Here is a 22,503-nt window from a genome sequence, read left to right as displayed (position 1 = left end):
CCGCAAGTCGTCGTTCCTGCTCGACAGCCTGGGGCAGCAGGTGTTCGCCCCGCTGGTCACCATCCGCGAACAGCCCTTCATTCCCGGCGGCCTCGGCAGCGCGCCGTTCGACAGCGAAGGCGTCGCCTGCATGGATCGCGACGTGGTCAGGGACGGCGTGCTGCAGGGCTATTTCCTGTCGAGCTACTCGGCGAAGAAACTCGGCATGAAGACCACCGGCAACGCCGGCGGCAGCCACAACCTCATCGTCACGCCCGGCGAGCATGACCTCGACGGTTTGCTCAAACAAATGGGCACCGGGCTCCTGGTCACCGAGCTGCTCGGCCACGGCGCCAACATGGTCACCGGCGACTACTCGCGCGGCGCCGCCGGCTTCTGGGTGGAGAATGGCGAGATCCAGTACCCGGTCGAGGAGATCACCATCGCCGGCAACCTCGCCACGATGTTCAAGGGCATCGCCGCCATCGGCCGCGATATCGAGCGGCGCGGCTCCAAGCAGGTCGGCTCGATCCTGATCGACCACATGACGGTGGCCGGTAACTGACATGCAACGCGCACAGCGCTATTTTATTGCGCTCGTTGCCGTTCTCTTTCTCGCCGCGTGCGAGCGCGCGCCGACGCTACCCAAGCTCAGCCCGCACGACGTCATCGTCGCCTTCGGCGACAGCCTCACCCACGGCACCGGCGCCAGCGACGACACCGCCTATCCCGCCGTGCTGGCGGCGCTCACCGGCCGCACCGTGATCAACGCCGGCGTGCCCGGCGATACCACAGGCACGGGCTTGCAGCGCCTGCCCTCCGTACTGGATGAATACAAGCCACGCCTGGTGCTGCTGTGTCTCGGCGGCAACGACATGCTGAGGAAGCAGCCCGAGGCCGCAACCGAGAACAACCTGCGTCTGCTGGTGCGGACCATCCATGCCAGCGGCGCCGACGTCGTGCTGATCGGTGTGCCCGAACCCAGGCTGTTCGGCGGCACGCCGGATTTCTACGCCCGCGTCGCCAAGGACATGAAACTGCCGCTGGAAGACGAGGCCTTCAACGAAGTGCTGAAGGACAACCGGCTCAAGTCCGACCCGATCCATGCCAACGCCGCCGGTTACCGCGTGATCGCCGAACGGCTGGCCGAGTTCCTGCGTGAGGCGGGGGCGCTGTGAATCAGAAAAATTTTATCCGCGAAGTACGCGAAGAAACGCGAAGAAATTCTCAAGGGTTTTCCTTCGCGGCACTTCGCGTCCTTCGCGGACAAAAAGGTTTTCCTGCATGAAAACCCTGCTCGCAATTGCTCGCCTGATCGATGCGCTGACCGAACGCGTCGGCCGCCTTGTCATCTGGCTGGTGCTCGCCACCACGCTCATTTCGGCGGGCAACGCACTCGTCCGTTATCTGCTCGGCGAGAGTTCCAACGCCTGGCTGGAAATCCAGTGGTATCTGTTCGGCGCGATGTTCCTGCTGGCGGCGGGCTACACGCTGAAGCACAACGGCCACGTGCGCATCGACATTTTTTACAACCGGTTGGGGCCGCGCGGGCAGGCCTGGATCGACCTCGCCGGTGGCCTGCTGTTCCTGCTGCCGATGGCGCTGCTGCTGGCCTGGCTGTCCTGGCCGATGTTTTACGAAGCCTGGCAGATGCAGGAACGCTCGCCCGACGCCGGCGGCCTGCTGCGCTGGCCGGTGAAGCTGCTGCTGCCGCTGGGTTTTGCCCTGCTCGCCCTGCAAGGGGTGGCCGAAGTCATCAAGCGCATCGGCGTACTGTCCGGCCATCTCGTTCTCCCCCGCGAAGCGCCCGAAGAGGAAGTCTGATGGAAGCCGGAATCCTGGCGCCGCTGATGTTCGCAGGCCTGGTGGTTTTCCTGCTGCTGGGCTATCCGGTGGCGTTTGCGCTCGCCGCCAACGGTCTGCTGTTCGCCGGCATCGGCGTCGCCGCCGGGCTGTTCGACGTCTCGCTGCTGCACGCGCTGCCCGAGCGCATCTACGGCATCGTCGCCAATCCCACCCTGCTGGCGATTCCCTTCTTCGCCTTCATGGGGCTGATCCTCGAACGCTCCGGCATGGCGGAAGATTTGCTCGACACCATCGGCCAGCTGTTCGGCTCCTTGCGCGGCGGCCTGGCCTACGCGGTGATCCTGGTCGGCGGCCTGCTGGCGGCCACCACCGGCGTGGTCGCCGCCAGCGTCATCGCGATGGGGCTGATTTCGCTGCCGGTAATGCTGCGCTACGGCTACGACAAGCGGCTCGCCTCCGGCGTCATCGCCGCCTCCGGCACGCTGGCGCAGATCATCCCGCCATCGTTGGTGCTGATCGTGCTGGCCGACCAGCTCGGCGCCTCGGTCGGCGCCATGTACAAGGGCGCGCTCGTGCCGGGCCTGGCGCTGGTCGGGCTGTATCTGCTCTATGTGTTCGGCGTCACGCTGTTCAGACCGCACGCCGCGCCCGCCATGCCGGCTTCCGCGCGCACCCTGCACGGCACGGCCCTGCTGCTGCGCGTGCTGACCACGCTGCTGCCGCCGCTGGTGCTGATCTTTCTGGTGCTCGGCACCATCTTCCTCGGCGTCGCCACCCCCACCGAGGGCGGCGCGATGGGCGCGGCCGGCGCGCTGCTGCTGGCGCTGGCGCGCGGGCGGCTGAGCCGTCTGCAGTTGACGCAGGCAATGGACAGCACCACGCGGCTGACCACCTTCGTCATCTTCATCCTCATCGGTTCGACCCTTTTCACCCTGGTGTTCCGTGGACTCGACGGCGACGTGTGGGTCGAGCACCTGTTCAGCCAGCTGCCCGGCGGTGTGCTCGGCTTTCTCGTCGCGGTCAATCTGCTGGTGTTCGTGCTGGCGTTCTTTCTCGACTTCTTCGAGATCGCCTTCATCGCGGTGCCGCTGCTGGCCCCCATCGCCGCCAAGCTCGGCATCGACCCGATCTGGTTCGGCGTGATGCTCGCGGTCAACATGCAGACCGCCTTCATGCACCCGCCCTTCGGCTTCGCCCTGTTCTATCTGCGGAGCGTGGCGCCGAAGTCGATCCGCACCGCCGACATCTACTGGGGCGCGATTCCCTTCCTGCTCATCCAGCTCGTCATGGTTGCGGTGGTGCTGGCTTTCCCGCAGGTGGTGCTGCGCGACGCGCCCGCAGACGCCAGCAGCGTGCGCGAGATTCCCATCGACGTCGATCCCGACGCCTATTACCTGCCGGCCGAGTGGCGTTGAATCCGGCCTGCCGCCGATGGCGGGAAACGTGAGAAAATGAACCGCTTCGCGCATCGCCAGTCAGATGCGCATCAACCGTGAACCTCAACACTCCAGGGACTGAATCCATGAGCGAACTCATCATCGAAGACCTCGTCGTCGGCAGCGGCGACACCGCCAGCGCCGGCCAATTCGTGTCGGTGCACTACACCGGCTGGCTCACCGACGGCCAGAAATTCGACTCCAGCGTCGACCGCAACGATCCGTTCGAATTCAAACTCGGCGCTGGCCAGGTCATTGCCGGCTGGGACCAGGGCGTGGCCGGCATGCAGATCGGCGGCAAGCGCAAGCTCACCATCCCGCCGAACCTGGGCTACGGCGCACGTGGCGCCGGCGGCGTGATCCCGCCGAACGCCACGCTGGTGTTCGAAGTCGAGCTGCTGGGCGTCAACTAAACCTCTTTTTATCCGCGAAGGACGCGAAGAAACGCGAAGAGATTCTTCAAGGTTTTCCTTCGCGCCTCTTCGCGTCCTTCGCGGATAAGTATTTTATGACCCACGCCCTGTTCTCCCACCGCAAGCACTGGGCGGCGCGCTTCGGCACCGCCCCCTTCCTGCCGATGTCGCGCGCCGAAATGACCGCGCTCGGCTGGGATGCGTGCGACGTGATCCTGATCACCGGCGATGCCTACATCGATCACCCCAGCTTCGGCATGGCGCTGATCGGGCGGCTGCTGGAAGCGCAGGGCTACCGCGTCGGCATCATCAGCCAGCCGGACTGGCATGCGGCCGAGCCGTTTCGCGCGCTCGGCCAGCCGACGCTGTACTTCGGCGTCACCGCGGGCAACATGGACTCGATGGTCAACCGCTACACATCCGACCGCAAGATCCGCTCCGACGACGCCTACACCGCCAACGCCGAACCCAACAAGCGCCCCGACCGCGCCGTCACCGTGTACGCCCAGCGCTGCCGCGAGGCCTATCCCGGCACCCCGGTGATCATCGGCTCGATCGAGGCGAGCCTGCGCCGCATCGCGCACTACGACTACTGGTCCGACACCGTGCGCCGCTCGGTGCTGCCGGATTCGAAAGCGGATCTGCTGATCTTCGGCAACGCCGAGCGGGCGCTGCTCGACGTCACCCATCGCCTCGCCAGGGGCGAAAAAATCGGCGACATCCGCGACCTGCGCGGCACCGGCTTCATGGTGGCGCACGACTGGAAGCCGCCCACGCCGGAGACGGAAATCGAAGGCGGCTCAAGCTGGATCGAGGTGCTCTCGACCGAACTCGACACCCCCGGCGCGATCGATGCCCACGTCGATCCCTACGCCATGGCCCCGAGTGCGTCTGTGCCGCAAACGCCCGCAGGCACAGCGCCGATACGCCTCGTCCCCAAAGCCGAGCGCCTCGCCGCGAAGCAGGAAGTGCGCGCGCGCACCGTGATCCGCCTGCCCGACTACGACCAGGTGAAGAACAACCCGGCGCTGTACGCGCACGCCTCGCGGGTATTCCATCTCGAATCCAACCCCGGCAATGCCCGCGCGCTGCGGCAGGCGCACGGCGAGCGCGACGTCTGGCTGAACCCGCCGCCGATCCCGCTTTCCACCGCGGAAATGGACGCGGTGTACGACCTGCCCTACGCGCGCGCGCCGCACCCGAGCTACGGCGACGCCAAGATCCCGGCGTGGGAGATGATCCGCTTCTCGATCAACATCATGCGCGGCTGCTTTGGCGGCTGCACCTTCTGCTCGATCACCGAGCACGAGGGGCGCATCATCCAGAGCCGCTCCGAGGATTCGGTGATCCGCGAAATCGAAGCGATCCGCGACAAGACGCCCGGCTTCACCGGCGTCATTTCCGACCTCGGCGGACCGACCGCCAACATGTACCGCCTGGCATGCAAGTCGAAGCGGATCGAACAGTCGTGCCGGCGGCTGTCCTGCGTGTTCCCCGACATCTGCGACAACCTCAACACCGACCATACGCCGCTGATCCACCTCTACCGCCGCGCGCGCCAGATTCCTGGCATCAAGAAAATTCAGATCAGCTCGGGTCTCAGATACGACCTCGCGGTGCGCTCGCCGGAATACGTCAAGGAACTGGTGCAGCACCACGTCGGTGGCTACCTGAAGATCGCACCCGAGCACACCGAAGCCGGCCCGCTGTCGAAAATGATGAAGCCCGGCATGGGCGCCTACGACCGCTTCAAGGAGATGTTCGAAGCCGCCTCCAGGGCGGCCGGCAAGAAGCAGTACCTGATCCCCTATTTCATCGCCGCGCACCCCGGCACCACCGACGAGGACATGCTCAATCTCGCCCTGTGGCTGAAGAAGCACGATTTCCGCCTCGACCAGGTGCAGACCTTCCTGCCGACGCCGATGGCGCTGGCGACGGCGATGTACCACACCGAGAAGAACCCGCTGAAGAAGGTGCTCGGCGGCAAGGCCGAGACCGTTCCGGTGGTGCGCCAGGGCCGCACCCGCCGCCTGCACAAGGCTTTCCTGCGCTATCACGACCCCGACAACTGGCCGCTGCTGCGCGAGGCGCTGAAGGAAATGGGCCGCGAAGACCTCATCGGCAACAGCAAGAAACACCTGATTCCGCTCTATCAGCCCGCCGGCACCGGCAGGCAGCCGGAAGGCGCACGCGCGCCGCGCGCCGAAGGCGGCAGTCGAGCCATACCCGGCACAAGCAAACCGGATGTGGCCAAACCCGGCGCAGGCAAACCCGCATCGGGCAGGCCGGCCCCCGCCGGCCGCGGCCGCCCGCCCCGCAAGGGGACTCCGACTTCCAGCGGGCTAAAGCCCGGGGAAGATCGTATGCCCCAGGTGCCCAAGCATCCCCTCAGCCAGCGCCGCGGCGGCGGCAAGTCGCGCTGACTTGTCTCCTGTAACTTGCACCTTGTAACGTGTATCTGAAATGACTCCCAGCGACATTCTCCGCGCCAAGCTCAATCTCGAAACCGCCCAGCTCGCCTGGTCCGAGCTCGAACGCCACTTCGCGCGGGGCGACGTCATCAAGGTCGCCGTTGGCGTGGACCTGGTCGACGCCGCCCTGCATATTGCAGAGAACAACACGGCGAGCGTTGAAGCCTGGCTGGCCGAGGGCCGCATCGCCCGCGCCGGAATCGCCGACGCCGAGGACTGGCACGCGCGTCAGCCGATGTTCTGGGCAGTGGTGGTGGCGCCCTGGGTGCTGGTGCAGGAAGTGATCAAGCAAATCGAGAACTGACTGTGCACCCTGGAAGACACACGTAAAAAAGCCCGCGGTTGCGGGCTTTTTTACGCACGTCAGACCGCTCAGGCGGCCAGGCTGTCCTTCACCCGCAGCAGACGGGCGCGCGCTTCGGTCGCGACGCCATGCACGGCAGTGTTGGCGACCAGCTTGACCATGATGCCGGGGTCGAGGAAGGACACCGTCACCTTGCCGTCGGCTTCCTCGCGCACCACGACGTTGCACGGCAGCAGCATGCCGACGTCGGGTTCGGCGCTGATCGCCTGGTTCGCCAGCGGCGGGTTGCAGGCGCCGAGAATGCGGTAGGGGCGCATGTCGATGTCGAGCTTGGCCTTCATGGTGCTCTTCACGTCGATGTCGGTCAGCACGCCGAAGCCTTCGGCCTTGAGGGCGGCGGTGACCTTCTCGATGGCGGCGTCGAAGGGACCGCCGATCCGGGTGTCGAATCCATATTCGCTCATGTTGTTGCTCCTGGGTTGGGTGATTTCAATAGCGACATTTTACCTGCTCCGGCGTGGCAGCGCCGGCAGCGCGTCAGGGTTCCAGCGATTGCTGCTCCATTTTCCACCACAGCTGGTACACCTCGTCGGACCACAGCGACTTGATGTAGGTCACCACGTCCTGCATTTCCGCTTCGGAAAGCGTGTCCTTCCACGCCGCCATTTTCCCCTGGCCTTGCGGGCTGCCTTCGCGGATGACCTCCAGCAGCACCGCAGTGGGGTGATGCCAGGCATGCGCGCTGTCGTCGAGCGGCGGCGGCGGAAAGTGGCCATCGGCGTCGCGGATGCGCCAGTCGCCGGGCTGGCCACGGCCGCCCACGCCGTGGCATTCGAGGCAGTATTTCTCGTAGATCGCCTTGCCACGCGTCACCTGCGTCGGGTCGAGCTTGCGCTCGACCACGACCTCGCCGGTTTCGGCCTGCCCTGTCAGGGGCGTGCCGTCGCAGCCCGCCAGCCCGAGGCCGACGACCAGAGTGGCGAAGATTTTCCATTTCAGGCTTTTCATGGGATTTTCTCGTATGGGAAGACAGGAGAGAGGGCACGCCGCGCCTTAAGTTCCGCTTGGCCCGTTGTTCGGCAGCACGCCGTCGAGCAGGCGCCGCATGTTGCGGAAATGCGAGCCCTCCCAGTACACGCGTCCGCATTGACCGCAGGCCGAGAAGCGTTCGTAATGCTCGCGCACCCTGGGCGGCAGCCGGTCGCGCACGCTCGCCTTGTCGACCGTGCGCAGCGGCGCGTTGCAGTGCAGGCACAGCGTGAACGGCCGCGCGCTGCGCGCCAGGTCGAGCCGCTCGACGACCTCGCGCAGCTGCGCCTCCGATTTCAGCGCGTGCACGTAACAGCCACGCGTCACCGCACGCCGTTTCAGCAGTTCGCGGTCGCGCGTCAGCACGATGCGGCCATCGGCCTCGCAGATCGCGACGATCTCGTCGTCGTGAAAATGGTTGTCGTACAGCGTGTCGAAGCCCAGCATGCGCAGCATGTGCGCCAGCCCGCCGAGATGCGCGTCGGCGACGAAGCGCGTCTCGCGCAGCGGGTGTTCGCGTACCCGCAACAGCGGCGTCACGTCCATCGCCTCAAAGCGCGGATACACCGCCACCCGGTCACCGTTCTCGATGATGCGGTCGAAGCCCACCGACTCGCCGTTCACCAGGATCAGTTCCACCTCGGTGTGCGGCACCCCGAGCGCCTCGATCATGTGCTTGGCCGTCGCCGCCTGCGCGCACGGCACCGTAAACGCCTGCTTGCGCCGTCTGGGCGCAAGGAAGTCGTTCAGCTCTTCGTAAAAGCGGAAGGTGGCGGTGACCATATGGCCATTGTCGCCATTTGGACGGCTCGGGAAAACCCGGAATGACTTAATATGGATCGGTCAATGCTGGCAGAGCCGGTTAACACCAGGTAAAGGATATCAAGCATGCAGCTACCAGAATCCGGGTTGGCGATCACATCGTTGGTGGTACTGGTCTGCGCCATTCTTGGCGGTGCCCTGACAGCTTATGTGCGCCTTGCCGAAAAAAACACCCCCATCGATACGGGCCTGCTGCATGGTCGTGCAGGTGCAGCCGCTGCGGTGCTATTGCTTGTCTCCATCCTTGCAGGAAATGAAACCAGTCAGAATATACAGTTCGCGCTCGGATTATTGGTGTTGACCATCATGGGCGGCACGGCCCTCTATTTTCTTATCAGAAGGAAGGGGATCTTGCCGAAGCGCGTCATCTTCCTGCATGCCATGTTCGCTCTTGGGGCTGTTTATACCCTGATATCCGGGCTGTCAATTTGAGCCGTCCGCCATGGTTTTTGACGGAGAACCCGCCTCCAGGACCGCTGTCGCCAGACGTGAAAACGCCACCTCGACGGTGGCGCTTGCTCGGAACCCCCGGCAATCAGTGCCGGTTTTTTACCGGATTGGTGGCCTTGGGCGGGGTAATGAACGATCCTGCCGGAACGACTACCTGTTTCGGCTTCTTGGGTTTTTTGGCTTCCTTGTTTCCACGTAACTGGCCTTTTGCCATGGTGATTCTCCTTGCAGTGGCTTCAGAGGTGTCGGGCTGGATTTGATCAATCCTGCGAACACAACACGGGTTGATCATAGGCCGATGCGCGGGAATAGGTGGGTTTATGTTCAAACCCGCCGCGAACAATCAATCGCGCCTGGCAGGCCGTCCGCCGCATCTCCCATTTTGCCGAGAGGAGGCGGGACACGGCTGACGACACGCCGGTACTCGAGGCTCAACCCGGGTCAGCTCAGATACCCTATCCACCCCTCCGCCTCATTCCCGGGCATTGGGCGCATCCCGCGACGGAATGCGCGCGATCCATGCCATCAGTGCCAGGCCGCCCATGGCCATCCCAAGCCTGGCCGGCCAGCCGGGGATGAAAAAGCCGATAGAGATTGCGAAGCTCAGCGCGATCAGTATGAGCGCGATGCGCTTGGCGCGATACGGTATCGCGCGGTGCTCGCGCCATTCGCGGATGAGCGGCCCAAAGTGCGCATGGCTTAGCAGCCAGTCGAAGATGCGGCGCGACGAGCGGGCGTAGCAGGCGGCGGCGAGCAGCAGAAAGGGGGTCGTCGGCAGCACCGGCAGGAAGAGGCCGGCCACACCAAGCCCGAGGAACAGCGTGCCCAGGGCAGCGAACACCAGCCGCACCGGAAAGGTGTGGCGGTGCAGAGGGGTATCGGGCCTGGAAGGCGATCCGCGCATCGTCACCTCCCGCGTATGGGTGAGGATGAAATATGACGCCTTTTTCTTACTTTCCGGCAGATGGGGCGCATTACGAGGCGATCAGGTGCTGGCCTTGGGCGTAGCTGGCTTGAATAATGGCAGTCGCCAGGCCGGTCAGGCATGTTGACTCAGAAATCGAAGTCATTCCGGCTGTGGCGGGGAAAGCGGGGGGTGAGAATGGCCGCGTGGAATATGGCCTCATGGGCCGGCCATTGGAGCCCTTGAACTTGGCCCGGGCCGCCCTCGGGCGGCCCGGGCTTTAATTCAAGCTACCTTTTTCAGCGCTTTCTTCAGCGACTTGACCTTCTTCTCATGCTTCTCGATCTTGGCTTCACGAGCCTTGATTTCCTGTTTGCAAGATTTGGCGGATTTCTTGGCAGCTGTTGCTTTCTTCGACATGAAATGTCTCCTTTGCTTTTCCGGGCTATTCGGTGGGCTTGTGCTTCTTGATGAACCCACGGATGAACTGCCTGATTTCGCGAGCGCTGGAGGTATCCAGTTGTTCGCATAACTGCACGAACTGCTCGCGCTCGATGCTGCTGATACGAATCAGCAATTGGCTGTCTTTCTTGTTGAGCTTCACCTTCTTTGGCCTATCGGTCATGGCTGATACTCGCGCGGAAAGTGAAACCAGAACCAGAAAGACATATACATTGTATATACATTTTCAATTAATGCAAAGACTCCCGCCCGGACGGGCCTTTCCCCGGGCCGCCTATTCCCCGGCCTGCCGGGCCCAGAGCATTGCGTCGACATGGAGGTTGTTGACCTGCCAGATATCCAGTCCGGCGGCTTGCGCGAGCGCGGCAATGTTGGCGTTGTCGGATTGCTCGCAGGCGATGGCCAGAGCCAGATAGGGCGCATATTTCCCCTGTCGACGAAGCAGTGCCTCGTTAACCGGCGCGGGCAGGTTGACCTGCTTGAGCACGGCCTCCATGGGGGTGGACAGCACGACATCCAGCAGGGAGAACATGCCCGCCACGAAGACCTCGTCCAGTTCGTCCGCAGTCAGCGTATTGTGCGCCGCCAGTTCCGCAAGCCGCGCACGGATCAGGGCGTTCTCCATGACGGCCCAATCCAGCCCCGGCGTTTTTCCGCTGGTAAACAGCAGAATGGTGAGCCAGCGATACAACTTCTGCCGGCCCAGCACTATCAGCGCCTGCTCCGGCGTGACGATCTTTTGCGTCTGCCCCATTCCCGGGGAATTGATGTAGCGCAGCAGCTTGTAGGCCAAGGCGAGATTCTGCTTGATCAGGGCGGCCAGTTCGGCCACCTCCGCGTCGCTTCGCAGCCGGTTCAGCAACGCCAGGATCTTGATGCGCCCCGCATCCATTCCCGGGGCGTCCAGCTTTTCCCGGCTGGCGATGAAAGGGCCTTGATAGAAAGCGAACGGCAACCTGGCGCAGACGCGGTATTCCTCCAGAGTCTGGATATTGGTCGCCACGAATTTGATTGCCGGCGCCCGCCTGACGGCAGCCGCCATCCGATCTTTGATGAAGGGAATATCGCTGTTGCCAATGTCGATGAACAGGAAATCCAGCCGCCCCCAAAAAGAGGGGCTGTCCGGCGTGTTCGCGTCTGCGGCGCGCAGGCCAATACGATATCCCAGCGCCTTGAGGCGGCTCAGGCAGGATTCGTGATCCGCGGCGAGGCGGGTGCTCGCGCCGATCACGTAGACGGTGCCCTGCGGCGGCATCTCTTCGACAAACGGCATGTCCAGGGAATTTGCCGACACCTCGACAAAAGCCAGCCGGTGCTCCAGCAAGCGCTGAATCCCCATGACGTTCAGATTGCGCAACAGCACCTTGTCGTACAGGCGCTGGATGCCGGTACTGGAGGCCAGCACCCGCGGATTGGCCTGGTGCACCAGGCTGAAGGCATACCCCGCCACCCGCCGATCGTTTCCCAGCACGGCTTCGCGCCGCACGATCGAATGGCTGGCCGGCTCCTGCGGAGTGCTCGAATGGGTCGCCACCTCGACCGGCGCTGCATGCGTCTTGCTCGCCAGAGGCGCAACGGCTTCCAGCTTGCGGAAGGCTGCCTTCTGGGCTTGCGACGCGAACAGGCCGCCGCGCTCGACGTCCTTGCGCCGCCCGGCCTTGCCCCACAACATTCTGATAAAACGATCCAGTATCAAGCCGCACCCGTCAGGCATTCGTTCGTTCAATTTTCCCTGAAGCCCGGGGCTTCATGGTCTTGCCGATCCGCCGCCGGCAGAAGCGCCGGATTGGCTAAACCCGGCTCGCCGTCTGCCGCATCACATCCGCCGCCAGGCGCATCGCCATCTTCACCGGCAGCGGCAGCGGCGCGCCGCCGTGATCGACGGCGGTCTGGGCGTGCCGGGCTTCGTCGAGCTTCATCTGCTCGACCACCGCGCGGCTCTTCGCGTCGGCTTGCGGCAGTTTTTGCAGATGGCCGTCGAGATGCGCTTCGACCTGGCGTTCGGTCTCGGCGAGGAAGCCGAGGTTCCATTTGTCGCCCAGCAGGCCGGCGACCACACCCATTCCAAAAGCACCGCCAAACCACAGCGGATTGAGCAGGCTCTTGCGGCCGCCGAGCTCGTTGATGCGCGTCTCGCACCAGGCGAGGTGGTCGGTTTCCTCGCGCGCGGCCTGGTCGAGCTCGGCGCGCACCTGCTCGTTTTTCGCGGTGAACGCCTGGCCGGCGTACAGTGCCTGCGCGCAGACCTCGCCGACGTGGTTGACGCGCATCAGTGCGGCGGCCTGGGTTTTTTCCGCTTCGGAGAGTTCGGCCTCGGGGCCGGCGCCGGGATAGGGGCGGCCGGCGTGCGGGCTGGCGAAGACGGTGCGCAGGCCGAGGTCGAAGGTGGTGATGAGTTGGTCGAGTTTGTTCATGGCTATTTCACGTAGTAATTGAAGTTCGAGTACGCGGCTTCGGCGACCTTGAACCACTGGAATTCGGTGTCGCGGAACGGCTTCCACGAGCGGTAGATGGCGGCGAAGTCGGGATTGATTTTCGCCTCTTGCTCGTACATCGCAAAGGTGGCGCGGCGCGCGGCCAGCATCACGTCCTTGGGATAGGGGTGCAGCTTGACGCCCTGCCCGACCAGGCGCAGCAATGCGGGCGGATTCATGGCGTCGTATTGCGCCAGCATCAACTGGTTGGCTTCGAAGCTGGCGGCTTCGAAGGCCTGGCGGTACGGCTCGGGCAGCGCGCGCCACGAGGCCTGATTGACGTAGAAAGAGAGCTGCGGCCCGCCCTCCCACCAGCCGGGGTAGTAGTAATGCCGGGCGATCTTGTGGAAGCCGAGCTTCTCGTCGTCGTACGGTCCCACCCACTCGGCGGCGTCGAGCGCGCCGCGTTCCAGCGCGGGGTAGATGTCGCCGCCGGGCAGGGTTTGCGGCACCGCGCCGAGCCGCGCCATGATCTGGCCGCCGAGGCCGGGGATGCGCATTTTCAGGCCGCGCAGATCGGCCAGCGACTTGATCTCCTTGCGGAACCAGCCGCCCATCTGGGTGCCGGTGTTGCCGCCGGGAAACTGCAGCACGTTGTACTTTGAATAGAGTGTGCGCAGCGCCTCGATGCCGCCGCCGGCGTACATCCAGGCGTTCTGCTGGCGCGCCGTGAGGCCGAACGGCACCGCGCAATCGAAGGCCAGGGCAAGGTTCTTGCCGACGTAGTAGTAGCCCGCCGAGTGCCCGCATTCGGCGGTACCGTTGCCGACCGCGTCGAGCACTTGCAGGCCGGGCACCAGTTCGCCGCCGGCAAACACGCGGATCTGGAATTTGCCGCCGGTCAGGGCGGCCACCCGTTTGCTCAGCATTTCGGCCGCGCTGTAGAGGATGTCCAGGCTCTTGGGGAAGCTCGACGCCAGCCGCCAGCGGATCGCCGGCAGGTCGGCCGCTTGCGCGGCCAGCGGCAGCATGGCGGCGACACCGGCGCCGGTGAGGAAATCGCGTCTTTGCATGGGGGGTCTCCGAAGGGTCGATTATACGAGGCTCGCATGGGCAGGAGGGGCGCCCTCGCCCCGATGCCGCGATGTTTCTGCTGCCCACAATCGCGGCGAGGGCGCCGCTCCTACGCGGGGTGCAGGCGGCGCTGCATGCTAAAATCGGCGTTTTTCCCGCCCAGCCCGACTGCCATGTTCAACCGCCAAGACACCCTCGCCAAGACCGACCCCGACCTGTGGGCAGCGATCCAGAAAGAAGACCAGCGCCAGCAGGATCACATCGAGCTGATCGCGTCGGAAAACTACACCAGCCCGGCGGTGATGCAGGCGCAGGGCTCGCAGCTCACCAACAAGTACGCCGAAGGCTATCCCGGCAAGCGCTACTACGGCGGCTGCGAATACGTCGACGTCGCCGAGCAGCTGGCGATCGACCGCGTCAAGGCGCTGTTCGGCGCCGAGGCCGCCAACGTGCAGCCCAACTCCGGCTCGCAGGCCAACCAGGCGGTGTTCATGGCCTTCCTCAAGCCCGGCGACACCATCATGGGCATGAGCCTGGCCGAAGGCGGCCACCTCACCCACGGCATGGCGCTCAACATGAGCGGCAAGTGGTTCAACGCCGTCGCCTACGGCCTCAACGAAAAAGAGGAAATCGATTACCCGAAGATGGAAGCGCTGGCGCGCGAACATAAACCGAAACTGATCATCGCTGGCGCCTCGGCCTACGCGCTGCGCATCGACTTCGAGCGCTTCGCCAGGATCGCCAAGGAAATCGGTGCCATCTTCATGGTCGACATGGCGCACTACGCCGGCCTCATCGCCGCGGGCGTCTATCCCAACCCGGTGCCGCACGCCGACGTCGTCACCTCGACCACCCACAAGACCCTGCGCGGCCCGCGCGGCGGCATCATTCTGATGCGCGCCGAGCACGAGAAGGCGATCAACTCGGCGATCTTCCCCGGCCTGCAGGGCGGTCCGCTGATGCACGTCATCGCCGGCAAGGCGGTGGCGTTCAAGGAAGCGTCGACCAAGGGATTCAAGCACTACCAGGAGCAGGTCGTCGCCAACGCGCTGGTGATGTGCAAGGTGCTGGTCGAGCGCGGCCTCAGGATCATCTCCGGGCGCACCGAAAGCCACCTCTTCCTGGTCGACCTGCGCGCCAAGAACCTCACCGGCAAGGAAGCCGAGGCGCTCTTGGGCCGCGCCCACATCACGGTCAACAAGAACTCCATCCCCAAGGACCCGCAGAAGCCTTTCGTCACCAGCGGCATCCGCATCGGCACGCCGGCGATCACCAGCCGCGGCTTCAAGGAGGCCGAGGCGAAGGAGCTGACGCACTGGATCTGCGACGTGCTCGACGACATCGACGACGAATCGGTGATCGCCGCGGTGCGCGAGAAGGTGAAGGCCCTGTGCGCGCGCTTCCCCGTCTATCCGGCCAGCCGCTGACCCGCGTCACCGGAGAACCGAGATGGCCATCAGCGTATTCGAGATGTTCAAGGTCGGCATCGGGCCGTCGAGCTCACACACCGTGGGCCCGATGCGCGCCGCGCTGACCTTCGTCACCCGGCTGCAGGACGAGGGCGTGCTGCCCCGCGTGCGGCGGGTGCGTGCCGAGCTCTACGGCTCGCTCGGCGCGACCGGCAAGGGGCACGGCAGCGACAAGGCGGTCATGCTCGGCCTCGAGGGCGAGGCGCCCGACCTCGTCGATCCGGACACGATCGACGGCCGGCTCGCCCGCATCCGCGATGCGCGCAAGCTCTCGCTGCTCGGCCTGCAGGCCGTCGAGTTCAACGAGAAGACCGATCTCGTCTTCCTGCGCCGCCAGAGCCTCCCCTACCACCCCAACGGCATGCGCCTGATCGCCTACGGGGAGGGCGAGGTCGAGATCGCGAACCGGGTGTATTACTCGGTGGGCGGCGGCTTCGTCGTCAATGAGGAGGCGGCAGGTGCCGACCGCATCGTGCACGACAGCACCGAGCTGCCCTATCCCTTCCGCAACGGCGACCAGCTGCTGACGCAATGTGCAGTGAATGAACTCTCCATCAGCCGGCTGATGCTGGAGAACGAGAAGGCCTGGCGCAGCGAGGCGGAAACCCGCAACGGCCTGCTCCACATCTGGAAGGTGATGCAGGCCTGCGTGCGGCGGGGCTGCGAGGTCGAGGGCGTGCTGCCCGGCGGCATGAAGGTGCGCCGCCGCGCGGCCGAGCTCTATCGCAGCCTGTCCGGCGCGCCCGAGGCTTCGCTGCGCGACCCGCTGACCACGATGGACTGGGTCAACCTGTATGCGCTGGCGGTCAATGAGGAAAACGCCTCCGGCGGCCGCATCGTCACCGCGCCCACCAACGGCGCGGCCGGCATCATCCCCGCGGTGCTGCACTACTACTACCGCTTCGTGTCCGGTGCGAACGAGGACGGTGTGGTGCGCTTCCTGCTGACCGCGGCGGCCATCGGCATCCTGTTCAAGGAGAACGCGTCGATCTCCGGGGCCGAGGTGGGCTGCCAGGGCGAGGTCGGCGTCGCCTGCTCGATGGCGGCCGGTGCGCTGGCCGAGGTGCTGGGCGGCACGCCGGAACAGGTCGAGAACGCCGCCGAGATCGGCATGGAGCATAACCTCGGCCTGACCTGCGACCCGGTCGGCGGTCTCGTGCAGGTGCCCTGCATCGAGCGCAACGCGATGGGTGCGATCAAGGCGATCAATGCGGCACGCATGGCCCTGCGCGGCGACGGCAAGCATTTCGTGTCGCTCGACAAGGTCATCAAGACCATGCGCGACACCGGTCGCGACATGAAGGACAAATACAAGGAAACATCCCGCGGCGGGCTAGCCGTGAATGTTGTCGAGTGCTGAGAGCACGGCCAGACAGCACAAGGAGGAGTGTCATGCAACATTATTCCGGCTTCGGGCTCGTCAAGCACGGGCTGAGCTACCACGAGAACTGGCAGCGCATGTGGCGCAATCCCGAGCCCAAGCGCGAGTACGACATCATCGTCGTGGGCGGCGGCGGCCATGGCCTGGCCACGGCCTATTACCTCGCCAAGGTGCACGGCATCACCAACATCGCGGTGGTCGAGAAGGGCTGGCTGGGCGGCGGCAACACCGCGCGCAACACCACCATCGTGCGCTCGAACTACCTGTGGGACGAGGCGGCCTGGCTGTACGAGCACGCCATGAAGCTGTGGGAAGGCCTGTCGCAGGACCTCAACTACAACGTGATGTTCTCGCAGCGCGGCGTGATGAACCTCGGTCACACCCTGCAGGACATGCGCGACATCCACCGCCGGGTCAACGCCAACCGCCTCAACGGCATCGATGGCGAAGTGCTGGACGTCAAGCAGATCCAGGAGATCGTGCCGCACATGGATTGCTCGGCCAACCGCCGTTATCCGGTGCTGGGCGCATCCTGGCAGCCGCGCGCCGGGGTCGCCCGCCACGACGCGGTGGCCTGGGGCTTCGCCCGCGGTGCCGACGCGCTGGGGGTCGACCTGCTGCAGCAGACCGAGGTCACCGGCTTCCGCATCAGCGGCGGCAAGGTGCTCGGCGTCGAGACCAACCGCGGCTTCATCGGCGCGAAGACGGTCGGTTGCGTGGCCGCCGGCAACTCCGGCGTGCTGGCGAAGATGGCGGGCTTCAAGCTGCCGGTGGAATCCCACCCGCTGCAGGCCCTGGTGTCCGAGCCGATGAAGCCCATCCTCGACACCGTGGTGATGTCGAACCACGTGCACGGCTACGTCAGCCAGTCCGACAAGGGCGACCTGGTGATCGGCGCCGGTATCGACGGCTACAACGGCTACGGCCAGCGCGGCAGCTATCCGACGATCGAGCATACCCTGCAGGCGATCGTCGAGCTGTTCCCGATCTTCTCGCGCGTGCGCATGAACCGGCAGTGGGGCGGCATCGTCGATACCACGCCCGACGCCTGCCCGATCATCTCGGCCACGCCGGTCGGCGGCCTGTTCTTCAACTGCGGCTGGGGTACCGGCGGCTTCAAGGCCACGCCGGGTTCGGGTCACGTGTTCGCGGCCACGCTGGCCGCAGGCAAGGCCCATCCGCTCGCCGCCCCCTTCACCATCGATCGCTTCATCTCCGGAAAGCTGATCGACGAGCACGGCGCTGCCGGCGTCGCGCACTGACAGGAGCAGGACACCATGCTGCACATCTACTGCCCGCACTGCGAAGAGTATCGCGAGGAAGAGGAGTTCCGCCCCAAGGGCGAGGCGCACATCGCGCGCCCGGCCGACCCCGAGAACACCAGCGACGAGGACTGGGGCGACTACCTGTTCTTCCGCAAGAACCCGCGCGGCCTGCATCACGAACAGTGGTTCCACTCTGCCGGCTGCCGCAAGTTCTTCAACGCCACGCGCGACACCGTCACCTACGAGATCCTCGAAACCTACAAGCCTGGCCAGCAACCGGCGATCACCGCCGAGTCGCGCAAGGCCAAGGCCTCCGCACAGGCCTCCAACCAGGGAGCGGCAAAATGAGCCAACGCAACCGTCTCGCCACCGGCGGCCGCATCGACCGCAAGCGCCCGCTGCGTTTCACCTTCAACGGCGTCAGCTACCAGGGCTACGCCGGCGACACCCTGGCCTCGGCGCTGCTCGCCAACGGCGTCGACGTGCTGAACCGCAGCTTCAAGTACGCCCGTCCGCGCGGTGTGGTGACGGCCGGTGCCGACGAGCCGAACGCCATCGTCCAGCTCGGCGCCACCGAAGCCGGCCAGGTCCCGAACGTTCGTGCCACCCAGCAGGCCCTCTACGACGGCCTGGTCGCCAAGAGCACCAATGGCTGGCCGAACGTCAATCGTGACGTCATGGGCGTGCTCGGCCAGCTCGGCGGCCAGTTCATGCCGCCGGGCTTCTACTACAAGACCTTCATGTCGCCGGCCTCGGCGTGGCCGAAGTACGAGCAGTACATCCGCAAGGCCGCCGGCCTGGGGCGCAGCCCGGTCGAGACCGATCCCGACATCTACGACCACATGCACCACCATTGCGACGTGCTGGTCGTCGGTGCCGGCCCCGCCGGCCTGGCCGCCGCGCTCGCCGCGGCACGCAGCGGGGCGCGCGTGATCCTGTGCGACGAGCAGGAGGAGATGGGCGGTTCGCTGCTCGACAGCCGTGAGCTGATCGATGGCAAGCCTGCTGCCGAATGGGTGGCCACGATCATCGCAGAGCTGGCCGCGTTGCCCGACGTCCTGCTCCTGCCGCGCACCACCGCCAACGGCTATCACGACCACAATTTCGTCACCCTGCACGAGCGCCGCACCGAACATCTGGCCGACCTGGCGCCGGCTGCCGCCGGCCGTCGCCAGGCGCGGGCGCGCATGCACAAGGTGCGTGCCGGCCGCGTCGTGCTCGCCACCGGCACGCACGAGCGCCCGCTGGTGTATGCCCGCAACGACGTGCCCGGCAACCTGGTCGCGGGGGCGGTGTCGACCTACGTCCGCCGCTATGGCGTCGTGCCCGGCCAGCGTCTGGTGTTGAGCACGACCAACGACCACGCCTACCGCGCAGCGCTCGACTGGCACGACGCCGGCCGCCAGGTGGTGGCGATCGTCGATGCCCGCGAACGGCCGGATGGCGACCTGGTCGCCGCCGCACGTTCGCGCAACATCCGCATCATCACCGGCAGCGCCGTCATCGAGGCGCAGGGCAAGAAGCGCGTGAGCGCAGCGGTCGTGGCCGCGATCGACATCGACGGCTTCCGCGTCAAGGGCAGCACCAGCGAGCTGGCGTGCGACACCATCGCCAGCTCCGGCGGCTACAGCCCGGTGGTGCACCTGGCCGCTCACACCGGCCGCCGCCCGGTTTGGCGCGAGGACCTGCTCGGCTTCGTCTCCGGCGGCGTGCCCGGTCAGATCCCGGCCGGCGGCGTCAATGGTCGCTGGACGCTGCGCGACGCGATCGCCGACGGCTTCGAGGTCGGTGTGCGTGCGGCGGCCGAGACCGGCCTGACCGCCAGCACCTTCACGCTGCCGACGGTGGCCCCGGTGCGCGAGGGCAAGCCGGTGGCGCTGTACCAGGTGCCGCACACCAAGCCGGCAATGCGTGCGCCCAAGCAGTTCGTCGATCAGCAGAACGACGTCACCGCCTCTGGCATCGAGCTGGCCACCCGCGAGGGCTTCGAGTCGATCGAGCACGTCAAGCGCTACACCGGCCTGGGCTTCGGCACCGACCAGGGCAAGCTCGGCAACATCAACGGCATGGCGATCGCCGCGCGCGTCACCCGGCAGTCGATTCCGGAAGTCGGCACGACGGTGTTCCGTCCGAACTACACCCCGATCACCTTCGGTGCGATCGCCGGCCGCCACTGCAACGAGTTCTTCGACCCGCGCCGCTACACCGCCCTGCACGGCTGGCACGTGGAGCGTGGCGCGAAGTTCGAGGAGGTGGGCCAGTGGATGCGCCCGTGGTACTTCCCGCGCGGCAACGAGTCGATGCACGAGGCCGTGCAGCGCGAATGCCGCGCCGTGCGCGAGGGCGTGGGCATCCTCGACGCCTCGACACTGGGCAAGATCGAGATCCAGGGCAAGGACGCGCGCGAGTTCCTCAACCGCCTCTACACCAACGCCTGGACCAAGCTCGAGCCGGGCAAGTGCCGCTACGGCCTCATGTGCAAGGACGACGGCATGGTGATGGACGACGGCGTGACCGCCTGCCTGGCCGAGAACCACTTCCACATGACCACCACCACCGGCGGCGCCGCAGGCGTGCTGGACTGGATGGAGATGTGGCACCAGACCGAGTGGCCGGATCTCGAGGTGTACTTCAACTCCACCACCGACCACTGGGCGGCGATGACGGTGACCGGGCCGAAGGCGCGCCTGCTGCTCGCCGAGCTGGCCGACATCGACGTCTCGGCCGAAGCCTTCGGCTACATGGACTGGCGCGAAGCGAAGGTCGCCGGCGTTCCGGCGCGAATCTTCCGCATCTCCTTCACCGGCGAGCTGTCGTTCGAGATCAACGTCCAGGCCAACTACGCGATGCACGTGTGGAAGGCGCTGTTCGAGAAGGGCGCCAAGTACGACCTGACGCCTTACGGCACCGAGACCATGCACGTGCTGCGCGCGGAGAAGGGCTTCATCATCATCGGCCAGGAGACCGATGGTTCGGTGACGCCGGAAGACCTCGGCATGCAGTGGTGCGTGGGCTACAAGAAGCCCTACTCGTGGATCGGCCGGCGTGCGCTGACCCGACCCGACACCAAGCGTGACGACCGCAAGCAGCTCGTCGGCCTCAAGCCGCTCGACCCCGAGCTGGTGTTGCAGGAAGGCGCCCAGATCGTGCTCGAGAAGGAAATCAGGATCCCGATGCCGATGGTCGGCCACGTCACCTCGAGCTATTTCAGTCCCATCCTGGGCCACGGCTTTGCGCTCGCCCTGTTGAAGGGCGGCAGCCAGCGCATCGGCCAGACCGTCTATCTGCCGATGGCGGACGGCAAGGTGCATGCCGCCGAAGTGGTCAGCCCCGTGTTCTACGATCCCCAAGGAGCCCGTCATCATGTCTGAGGTCGCAACTTTCAATGCCCACCCGACGGTGGCAGTCCGGGCCGAGTCTCCGCTCGCTTTCAACCGAGTCGGCGTGGCCGTGCAGGCTTCTGCGCAGGGCGCGGGGGTGTGCATCCGCGAGCGCGCCCTGCTGGGTCATCTGATCCTGCGTGGCAATGCCGCGGACGAGGCCTTCCGCGCCGGGGTCGAGCTTGCGCTCGGCGTGCCGCTGCCGCTGAAGATGGGGACGGTGTCCCGCGACGATGGGCGCGGCGTCAGCGTGCAGTGGATGTCGCCCGACGAGTGGCTCGTGGTCGTACCCGAGGGCCAGGACCACGCCACCGAGCTGAGCCTGCGCGGCGCGCTGAGCGGGCACTATGCGGTGATCACCGTCAGCGGCGCGCAGACCCTGCTCGAGCTGAGCGGCCCGGACGCCCGCCAGGTGCTGATGAAGTCGGCGGGTTACGACTTCCATCCGAGCAGCTTCCCGGTCGGCAAGGGGATCAGCACGACGCTTGCCAAGAGCACGGCGGTGATCCGGCGCACCGGCGACACGCAGTGGGAGCTGATCATCCGCCGCAGCTTCGCCGACTACCTGTACCGCTGGCTGCTCGACGCCAGCGAGGAGTTCGGCGTCTACGTCGCGCGCTGATCGGCTCGGGCCGGGGTGGAATTGCTCGCCCCGGCCGTGCCGGTCACCGAACAACCTTCAACTCGGCACTGACTGGCCGAGGAGACCCTGCATGAATACCGGATCGATCGAGTTTCTCGAACGCATTGCCGTGTGTGCGACGGACGCTGGGCGCTCGCGCACGGTGGGAGACGACCGCATCTTCGTTCGCGGCTTGCGCGTTGACGCCCTGATTGGCGTGTACGAGTACGAGCGCCAGCAGCGCCAGCCGCTGCTGGTCGACCTCGAGCTCGAACTCGACGGTTCGCGTTGCTGCCACACCGACGACCTGGGCGACGCGGTCGATTACGCCGCCGTCGTGGCCGCCGTGCACCGGCTGGCGCTGTTCAACCGGCGATTGCTGCTGGAGGCGTTCGCACAGGATCTTGCCGACACCTTGATCAACGATTTCGCGCTCAACGGTGTTGCGGTGAACATCAGCAAGCCCGGGATCCTGGAGGGCACCGACCAGGTGGGCGTCTCGATCCGCCGTCGTGCCCGCGACGCGGTGCGCGCAGCCTGATCAGGCCAATGGCCGGGCCGCTGGACTATAGTGGTACTCCAGTGCCACGAGGAGCGTCGCCATGTCCGGTCCCGTCGTCGCGTTCTGGTTCGAGTTCGCCAGCACCTATTCCTACCTGTCGGTGATGCGCATCGAGCGCGCGGCGCAGGCGGCCGGCGTGGAGGTGGCGTGGAAGCCCTTCCTGCTCGGCCCGGTGTTCCTGGCGCTGGGCTGGAACGATTCGCCGTTCAACATCTACCCGCCCAAGGGGCGCTACATGTGGCGCGACCTCGAGCGCCTGT

Annotated in this window: 26 protein-coding genes; 16 read left to right on the top strand and 10 right to left on the bottom strand. The window is 65.7% G+C overall.

Features of this window, described 5'->3' with window-relative positions; all coding sequences use genetic code 11:
* The 7 genes from Q0L94_RS06070 to Q0L94_RS06040 form a co-directional block, all read left to right on the top strand.
* A partial coding sequence (locus Q0L94_RS06070; protein WP_296751252.1) for a metallopeptidase TldD-related protein occupies positions 1–544 on the top strand: 544 nt, incomplete at its 5' end.
* Position 545: 1 nt separating this feature from the next.
* The gene (locus Q0L94_RS06065) at positions 546–1,157 is read left to right on the top strand and encodes an arylesterase (protein WP_296751249.1); all 612 of its coding nucleotides are present in this window, start codon (positions 546–548) and stop codon (positions 1,155–1,157) included.
* Between the two features lie 106 nt (positions 1,158–1,263).
* Complete coding sequence (locus Q0L94_RS06060) at positions 1,264–1,803, top strand: TRAP transporter small permease subunit (protein WP_296751246.1); 540 nt, start codon at positions 1,264–1,266, stop codon at positions 1,801–1,803.
* Positions 1,803–3,200 (top strand): TRAP transporter large permease subunit, encoded by a 1,398-nt coding sequence (locus Q0L94_RS06055; protein WP_296751243.1) that lies wholly within the window; start codon positions 1,803–1,805, stop codon positions 3,198–3,200. The genes Q0L94_RS06060 and Q0L94_RS06055 overlap by 1 nt, the downstream gene beginning before the upstream one ends.
* A gap of 107 nt (positions 3,201–3,307) precedes the next feature.
* Positions 3,308–3,634, top strand: coding sequence for an FKBP-type peptidyl-prolyl cis-trans isomerase (locus Q0L94_RS06050; protein WP_296751240.1), 327 nt, complete (start codon positions 3,308–3,310; stop codon positions 3,632–3,634).
* A gap of 95 nt (positions 3,635–3,729) precedes the next feature.
* Positions 3,730–6,057, top strand: a complete 2,328-nt coding sequence (locus tag Q0L94_RS06045; protein WP_296751237.1) for a YgiQ family radical SAM protein — start codon at positions 3,730–3,732, stop codon at positions 6,055–6,057.
* A 40-nt stretch (positions 6,058–6,097) separates the two neighbouring features.
* On the top strand, positions 6,098–6,409 hold the full coding sequence (locus tag Q0L94_RS06040; protein ID WP_296751235.1) for a DUF2288 domain-containing protein: 312 nt from the start codon (positions 6,098–6,100) through the stop codon (positions 6,407–6,409).
* 68 nt (positions 6,410–6,477) lie between these two features.
* Here the strand turns inward: Q0L94_RS06040 and Q0L94_RS06035 are convergent, their stop codons facing one another.
* The 3 genes from Q0L94_RS06035 to Q0L94_RS06025 form a co-directional block, all read right to left on the bottom strand.
* The gene (locus Q0L94_RS06035; RefSeq protein ID WP_296751233.1) at positions 6,478–6,873 is read right to left on the bottom strand and encodes a DUF302 domain-containing protein; all 396 of its coding nucleotides are present in this window, start codon (positions 6,871–6,873) and stop codon (positions 6,478–6,480) included.
* A gap of 73 nt (positions 6,874–6,946) precedes the next feature.
* Positions 6,947–7,417 (bottom strand): c-type cytochrome, encoded by a 471-nt coding sequence (locus tag Q0L94_RS06030; RefSeq protein WP_296751230.1) that lies wholly within the window; start codon positions 7,415–7,417, stop codon positions 6,947–6,949.
* 45 nt (positions 7,418–7,462) lie between these two features.
* Positions 7,463–8,221 carry a Mut7-C RNAse domain-containing protein gene (locus Q0L94_RS06025; protein WP_296751227.1) on the bottom strand — a complete coding sequence of 253 codons (759 nt, stop codon included), beginning with the start codon at positions 8,219–8,221 and terminating at the stop codon, positions 7,463–7,465.
* A gap of 105 nt (positions 8,222–8,326) precedes the next feature.
* Between Q0L94_RS06025 and Q0L94_RS06020 the strand changes: the two genes are divergently transcribed.
* The gene (locus Q0L94_RS06020; protein ID WP_296751225.1) at positions 8,327–8,692 is read left to right on the top strand and encodes a hypothetical protein; all 366 of its coding nucleotides are present in this window, start codon (positions 8,327–8,329) and stop codon (positions 8,690–8,692) included.
* A 103-nt stretch (positions 8,693–8,795) separates the two neighbouring features.
* Here Q0L94_RS06020 and Q0L94_RS06015 read toward each other — a convergent pair whose 3' ends face one another.
* From Q0L94_RS06015 to Q0L94_RS05985, 7 genes are all read right to left on the bottom strand, one after another.
* The gene (locus tag Q0L94_RS06015; RefSeq protein ID WP_296751224.1) at positions 8,796–8,924 is read right to left on the bottom strand and encodes a hypothetical protein; all 129 of its coding nucleotides are present in this window, start codon (positions 8,922–8,924) and stop codon (positions 8,796–8,798) included.
* A gap of 258 nt (positions 8,925–9,182) precedes the next feature.
* Positions 9,183–9,614, bottom strand: a complete 432-nt coding sequence (locus Q0L94_RS06010; protein ID WP_296751221.1) for a YbaN family protein — start codon at positions 9,612–9,614, stop codon at positions 9,183–9,185.
* Between the two features lie 285 nt (positions 9,615–9,899).
* Positions 9,900–10,034 (bottom strand): hypothetical protein, encoded by a 135-nt coding sequence (locus tag Q0L94_RS06005; protein WP_296751219.1) that lies wholly within the window; start codon positions 10,032–10,034, stop codon positions 9,900–9,902.
* Positions 10,035–10,059: 25 nt separating this feature from the next.
* Entirely contained in the window at positions 10,060–10,239 is a 180-nt protein-coding gene (locus Q0L94_RS06000; protein WP_296751216.1) for a hypothetical protein, read from the bottom strand.
* A gap of 111 nt (positions 10,240–10,350) precedes the next feature.
* Positions 10,351–11,748, bottom strand: coding sequence for an HDOD domain-containing protein (locus tag Q0L94_RS05995; RefSeq protein ID WP_296751213.1), 1,398 nt, complete (start codon positions 11,746–11,748; stop codon positions 10,351–10,353).
* A gap of 118 nt (positions 11,749–11,866) precedes the next feature.
* Positions 11,867–12,490 carry a 2-polyprenyl-3-methyl-6-methoxy-1,4-benzoquinone monooxygenase gene (coq7, locus tag Q0L94_RS05990; protein ID WP_296751211.1) on the bottom strand — a complete coding sequence of 208 codons (624 nt, stop codon included), beginning with the start codon at positions 12,488–12,490 and terminating at the stop codon, positions 11,867–11,869.
* Between the two features lie 2 nt (positions 12,491–12,492).
* Complete coding sequence (locus Q0L94_RS05985; protein ID WP_296751208.1) at positions 12,493–13,563, bottom strand: ABC transporter substrate-binding protein; 1,071 nt, start codon at positions 13,561–13,563, stop codon at positions 12,493–12,495.
* 174 nt (positions 13,564–13,737) lie between these two features.
* On the opposite strand from Q0L94_RS05985, the gene glyA reads away from it, so the two are divergent.
* The 8 genes from glyA to Q0L94_RS05945 all read left to right on the top strand — a co-directional run.
* Positions 13,738–14,991: a serine hydroxymethyltransferase gene (gene glyA / locus Q0L94_RS05980; RefSeq protein ID WP_296751205.1), complete on the top strand. Its 1,254-nt coding sequence runs from the start codon at positions 13,738–13,740 to the stop codon at positions 14,989–14,991.
* Positions 14,992–15,013: 22 nt separating this feature from the next.
* Positions 15,014–16,393 (top strand): L-serine ammonia-lyase, encoded by a 1,380-nt coding sequence (locus Q0L94_RS05975; RefSeq protein ID WP_281050403.1) that lies wholly within the window; start codon positions 15,014–15,016, stop codon positions 16,391–16,393.
* A 32-nt stretch (positions 16,394–16,425) separates the two neighbouring features.
* On the top strand, positions 16,426–17,676 hold the full coding sequence (locus tag Q0L94_RS05970) for a sarcosine oxidase subunit beta family protein (protein ID WP_281050404.1): 1,251 nt from the start codon (positions 16,426–16,428) through the stop codon (positions 17,674–17,676).
* 15 nt (positions 17,677–17,691) lie between these two features.
* Positions 17,692–18,027 carry a sarcosine oxidase subunit delta gene (locus Q0L94_RS05965; RefSeq protein WP_296751203.1) on the top strand — a complete coding sequence of 112 codons (336 nt, stop codon included), beginning with the start codon at positions 17,692–17,694 and terminating at the stop codon, positions 18,025–18,027.
* Complete coding sequence (locus Q0L94_RS05960) at positions 18,024–21,050, top strand: sarcosine oxidase subunit alpha family protein (RefSeq protein WP_296751200.1); 3,027 nt, start codon at positions 18,024–18,026, stop codon at positions 21,048–21,050. Before Q0L94_RS05965 ends, Q0L94_RS05960 begins: the two co-directional genes overlap by 4 nt.
* Positions 21,043–21,681, top strand: a complete 639-nt coding sequence (gene soxG / locus Q0L94_RS05955) for a sarcosine oxidase subunit gamma family protein (protein WP_281050407.1) — start codon at positions 21,043–21,045, stop codon at positions 21,679–21,681. The genes Q0L94_RS05960 and soxG overlap by 8 nt, the downstream gene beginning before the upstream one ends.
* Positions 21,682–21,772: 91 nt before the next feature.
* On the top strand, positions 21,773–22,222 hold the full coding sequence (folB, locus tag Q0L94_RS05950; protein WP_296751193.1) for a dihydroneopterin aldolase: 450 nt from the start codon (positions 21,773–21,775) through the stop codon (positions 22,220–22,222).
* Positions 22,223–22,283: 61 nt separating this feature from the next.
* Positions 22,284–22,503, top strand: a 220-nt coding sequence (locus Q0L94_RS05945; RefSeq protein ID WP_296751190.1) for a DsbA family protein, incomplete at its 3' end; no start/stop codon positions are given.

This window comes from Thiobacillus sp. (assembly GCF_024708915.1).
The sequence above is the reverse complement of the archived record's forward strand: the minus strand, read 5'-3'. Positions and strand labels throughout refer to the sequence as shown.

Coding starts and splice junctions, on each gene's coding strand:
- Q0L94_RS06065 (WP_296751249.1), top strand. CDS start 546: ATGCAACGCGCACAGCGCTATTTTATTGCGCTCGTTGCCGTTCTCTTT.
- Q0L94_RS06060 (WP_296751246.1), top strand. CDS start 1,264: ATGAAAACCCTGCTCGCAATTGCTCGCCTGATCGATGCGCTGACCGAA.
- Q0L94_RS06055 (WP_296751243.1), top strand. CDS start 1,803: ATGGAAGCCGGAATCCTGGCGCCGCTGATGTTCGCAGGCCTGGTGGTT.
- Q0L94_RS06050 (WP_296751240.1), top strand. CDS start 3,308: ATGAGCGAACTCATCATCGAAGACCTCGTCGTCGGCAGCGGCGACACC.
- Q0L94_RS06045 (WP_296751237.1), top strand. CDS start 3,730: ATGACCCACGCCCTGTTCTCCCACCGCAAGCACTGGGCGGCGCGCTTC.
- Q0L94_RS06040 (WP_296751235.1), top strand. CDS start 6,098: ATGACTCCCAGCGACATTCTCCGCGCCAAGCTCAATCTCGAAACCGCC.
- Q0L94_RS06035 (WP_296751233.1), bottom strand. CDS start 6,873: ATGAGCGAATATGGATTCGACACCCGGATCGGCGGTCCCTTCGACGCC.
- Q0L94_RS06030 (WP_296751230.1), bottom strand. CDS start 7,417: ATGAAAAGCCTGAAATGGAAAATCTTCGCCACTCTGGTCGTCGGCCTC.
- Q0L94_RS06025 (WP_296751227.1), bottom strand. CDS start 8,221: ATGGTCACCGCCACCTTCCGCTTTTACGAAGAGCTGAACGACTTCCTT.
- Q0L94_RS06020 (WP_296751225.1), top strand. CDS start 8,327: ATGCAGCTACCAGAATCCGGGTTGGCGATCACATCGTTGGTGGTACTG.
- Q0L94_RS06015 (WP_296751224.1), bottom strand. CDS start 8,924: ATGGCAAAAGGCCAGTTACGTGGAAACAAGGAAGCCAAAAAACCCAAG.
- Q0L94_RS06010 (WP_296751221.1), bottom strand. CDS start 9,614: ATGCGCGGATCGCCTTCCAGGCCCGATACCCCTCTGCACCGCCACACC.
- Q0L94_RS06005 (WP_296751219.1), bottom strand. CDS start 10,034: ATGTCGAAGAAAGCAACAGCTGCCAAGAAATCCGCCAAATCTTGCAAA.
- Q0L94_RS06000 (WP_296751216.1), bottom strand. CDS start 10,239: ATGACCGATAGGCCAAAGAAGGTGAAGCTCAACAAGAAAGACAGCCAA.
- Q0L94_RS05995 (WP_296751213.1), bottom strand. CDS start 11,748: ATGTTGTGGGGCAAGGCCGGGCGGCGCAAGGACGTCGAGCGCGGCGGC.
- coq7 (WP_296751211.1), bottom strand. CDS start 12,490: ATGAACAAACTCGACCAACTCATCACCACCTTCGACCTCGGCCTGCGC.
- Q0L94_RS05985 (WP_296751208.1), bottom strand. CDS start 13,563: ATGCAAAGACGCGATTTCCTCACCGGCGCCGGTGTCGCCGCCATGCTG.
- glyA (WP_296751205.1), top strand. CDS start 13,738: ATGTTCAACCGCCAAGACACCCTCGCCAAGACCGACCCCGACCTGTGG.
- Q0L94_RS05975 (WP_281050403.1), top strand. CDS start 15,014: ATGGCCATCAGCGTATTCGAGATGTTCAAGGTCGGCATCGGGCCGTCG.
- Q0L94_RS05970 (WP_281050404.1), top strand. CDS start 16,426: ATGCAACATTATTCCGGCTTCGGGCTCGTCAAGCACGGGCTGAGCTAC.
- Q0L94_RS05965 (WP_296751203.1), top strand. CDS start 17,692: ATGCTGCACATCTACTGCCCGCACTGCGAAGAGTATCGCGAGGAAGAG.
- Q0L94_RS05960 (WP_296751200.1), top strand. CDS start 18,024: ATGAGCCAACGCAACCGTCTCGCCACCGGCGGCCGCATCGACCGCAAG.
- soxG (WP_281050407.1), top strand. CDS start 21,043: ATGTCTGAGGTCGCAACTTTCAATGCCCACCCGACGGTGGCAGTCCGG.
- folB (WP_296751193.1), top strand. CDS start 21,773: ATGAATACCGGATCGATCGAGTTTCTCGAACGCATTGCCGTGTGTGCG.